This window comes from Prevotella conceptionensis 9403948, from assembly GCF_000312305.1.
In the GTDB taxonomy this organism is placed as follows: Bacteria; Bacteroidota; Bacteroidia; order Bacteroidales; family Bacteroidaceae; genus Prevotella; species Prevotella conceptionensis.
The window spans coordinates 201816-205451 of the sequence record NZ_HE999448.1; the positions used below are offsets into that span (position 1 = coordinate 201816).

A 3636-nucleotide genomic window follows, 5' to 3' on the forward strand; every position below is an offset into this window, starting at 1 on the left:
AGATTGGCGTAACGTTCGATTGGTTTAAGCGCGACACCAAAAACATGATTGTACCCGGCGACGACCTGCCCGTAACCCTCGGAACATCTTCGCCAAAGGGAAACTTCGGACATTTGCAAACCAAAGGTTGGGAAGTTTCTGTAGACTTCAATCACCGTTTCGCCAACGGACTGGGCGTTAATGCCAACTTCACACTTGCAGATGCCATCACGACGGTTGTTCAAGGCGCCGACTATCAAAAGCCGTGGGAACTGCGAAGTGTTTACGACCAATACTCCACAGGCCGCCGCTATGGCGACATCTATGGCCTTGTAACCGACAGGCTCTTCCAAAAGGACGACTTTGAATACGATGCCGACGGCAAGAACATCGTCCGCACAAACGTTATATATAAAGGTACGTTGCGCTCTACCAACAAGCAGACGGCTCGCCACCCCGTTTACCAAGTGCAATACGAAGACGGCGACAAACTGGTTTTTGCACCGGGCGACGTTAAATTCAAAGACCTTGACGGCGACGGATACATCTCTGGAGGTGCTGGAACCAACGGCGACCACGGCGATTTGGCCGTGATAGGCAACTCTACGCCGCGTTACGAGTATAGTTTCCGCATCGGCGTAGACTATAAGGGTTTCGATTTCTCCATCTTCTGCCAGGGCATTGGCAAGCGTAAGATATGGGGAGAAGGTCAGTTGGCCATCCCCGGATTTAACGCCAAGGAAGGAGCAATCCCCAAGACTTTCGCTACCGACTACTGGCGAGAGGACAGAACAGACGCCTTCTATCCGCGGGCATGGAACCTAGGCAACAATAGCACGGGGTTCAGCATGCAGCGTCAGAGCAAGTACTTGCTCAACATGGCCTACCTCCGCGTGAAGAACATCAACTTTGGATATTCGTTCCAACAGAATTGGATAAGCAAAGTGGGCCTAACAAGGGCAAGGCTCTATCTCTCGTTGGAGAACTTCTTCACCTTCGACAACCTGCGCGGACTGCCCATCGACCCCGAAGCCATCTCCGGTTACTCGATGTTCACCTCTAAACAAAACTACAACAACGGGCGAACAGGTACGGGAACACCCGTGTTTAAGTCGCTTTCGTTTGGCGCACAGCTCACATTCTAAAAAGCAATCCCTATGAAACTAAAAATATTTTCATTTATCGCCGTTTGCACTTTGGTTTGCTCAGCGTGCAACGACGTCTTAGACCGACCCTCGCTTACCTCGGCCGAAGACCCCGAATATTGGGTTAGCGAGAACAACGTGAGGCTCTATGCCAACGCCTTTTATCCCAATTTCTTCCCCGGATATGGGGTGGGGTATGGGGTTACGGCATACACCCCGAACAACAACTACAACTTTAACGACGACGTGGTGCTGAAAGGAACACAGCCGCAGTTTTCGAAAGCGGTGCCCAGTTCGAAGGGCAGCACTACGTTGTCGCTCGGTTGGGAAAGTCAATTCAGCGGTCCAACATGGAACTTTGCATGGGTGAGGAAAGCCAATGTGATGAAAGACCGCATCACGCAACTGATGGCCGACAAGCTCACCGACGAGCAATATCGCCACTGGTTGGGCATCGCACGTTTCTTCCACGCATTGGAATATGCCCGCTTGGTGAACGTGTTCGGCGACGTGCCATACTATAACCACGAGATACATCGCGACGAACTGAACGAAATTTACAAGGACCGCACCCCACGCAACGAGGTGATGGACTCGGTATTCTCCGATTTCAAGTACGCCATGCAGAACGTTCGCCTGAACGATGGCGCACAAAATGTAAACCGTTACGTGGTGGCCGCCTTCGTGTCTAGGTGGGCCTTGTTCGAAGGGAGCTGGCAAAAATACCACTATCAAGACAACGAACGCGCCAAAGCTTGTTTCAAACTGGCCACAGAGGCGGCACAGCTGATTATAGACAGCGGCAAATATGGCATCGCTACCGACTTCCGTTCGCTCTTCGGCTCCACGAACCTGAGCGACTCGAAAGACTGCATCCTCTATCGCAAATACGATGCCGAACAAGGCGTTACGCACTGCGTGGCATCCTATTGCCTACCCAGCAACCCCACCGACCTTGGTCCCAACCTCGACCTGATCAAGGCCTTTATCTGCAACGACGGTAAGGATTGGAACTCCACCACAATGGCGGCTGCTAAGGACTTCACGCTCGACAGCCTCATCAAGACCCGCGACCCGCGTTTCGAAGCCACCTTCTATTACAAGCCAACGGAGAATGCCAAAAGCTGCGGACTATATGTTACGAAGTTCATTCCACGTTCGGCCTTGTCTTACCTCAACATCGAAGGAGGTACGCCTGCACCCGAATTCCAGGGCGACAAAAACGTTACGGGCTATCCCGTTATGCGTTACGCCGAGGTGTTGCTCAACTGGATTGAGGCAAAAGCCGAACTAGCCACGCTGGGCGAGGCGGCTGTTACACAGGCCGACATCGACATCTCCGTCAACGCCATTCGCAAAAGGCCGCTCGATGCAGAGGCGATACAGCACCACGTGAAGCAAACGGTCGCCATGAAGCTCGACCAACTGAACAACGACCCCAAGCGAGATGCCGATGTGCCGCAGCTGCTTTGGGAGATAAGGCGCGAAAGGCGTATGGAGCTTGCTTTCGAATTCTCGCGCATTATCGACTTGCGCAGATGGAAAAAGCTGAGCTACATGGATACCGATGCTAACCCCGACTTGCTTCTTGGCGCATGGGTGAACTTCCCAACAGAACTGCCCGGCGTGCTAAACGAAAAGACTGTGGGTGCCTATCGTGTACAAAATGCGGCAGGCAAGCTTGTTACTTACAATGGCAAGAACGCCAAAGACATGAAGGGTTTCTTCTATCCTAAGGAGACAATTGGCAGACTTCCTTTCCTTAACCTGCCCAACGTGAACCCTTATCTCTCGCCCATCGGCTACAACGACATTCAGAAATACGCCGAACGTGGCTATCACCTCTCGCAAACAAAGGGATGGCCCGAAGGATATTAATTTAGTTGACGAGGGGAAGAGGGAATGAGGTTGACGAGTTAACAAGGAGATTTAGTTGATAAGTTTACGAGTTGACAAGGAAATTTAGTTGCCGAGTTAACAAGGAGATTCAGTTAACGAGAAAAAAGGATATTAGTTACGCTGCTCACAAGCATTTGGCTTAACTCCTTAACTCCTCACAAAAAAGCATTTGGCTTAACTCCTTAACTCCTTAACTCCATAACTCCTTTAAAAATCCCCCTCAACAAACAACAAACTTTAAACAAAAGAAGGCATGTACAAGATAAAGAACATAGGTCTGGCAGCCATTGCCATGATGATGGCGACGGCATTTGTTTCGTGTGGCGACAACTATCCCGACAGCCTGGACGCGCCCTACGACACCGACTTGCTCGGCATTAAAATAATGAATGCGGGTGCAAAAGGCGACCAAGTGGTGGAAGGAAGAATAGACGAGGAGAAGAAAGAAGTGAACTTCCCCAAGCTAGACACACTCACCAACTTCGCCGCACTGCGACTAGAAGCGAAACTATCTGACGGCGCACAACTCGACAAAACCGAGATAGACTGCAAGATGACACCCGACGACGAGCAAAAGAAACTCACCATACGCGTGCTTAACCACAACAGGTAC

General features: G+C 51.0%; 2 protein-coding genes and 1 pseudogene. All 3 read left to right on the plus strand.

Annotation, left to right across the window (positions count from 1 at the left end; translation table 11 throughout):
- Positions 1–1124: pseudogene (locus BN93_RS10170) on the plus strand (SusC/RagA family TonB-linked outer membrane protein); the annotation flags it as partial.
- A 12-nt stretch (positions 1125–1136) separates the two neighbouring features.
- The gene (locus tag BN93_RS10175) at positions 1137–3002 is read left to right on the plus strand and encodes a RagB/SusD family nutrient uptake outer membrane protein (protein ID WP_044260417.1); all 1866 of its coding nucleotides are present in this window, start codon (positions 1137–1139) and stop codon (positions 3000–3002) included.
- 274 nt (positions 3003–3276) lie between these two features.
- On the plus strand, positions 3277–3636 hold a 360-nt coding region (locus tag BN93_RS10180), incomplete at its 3' end, for a DUF4623 domain-containing protein (protein WP_044260419.1).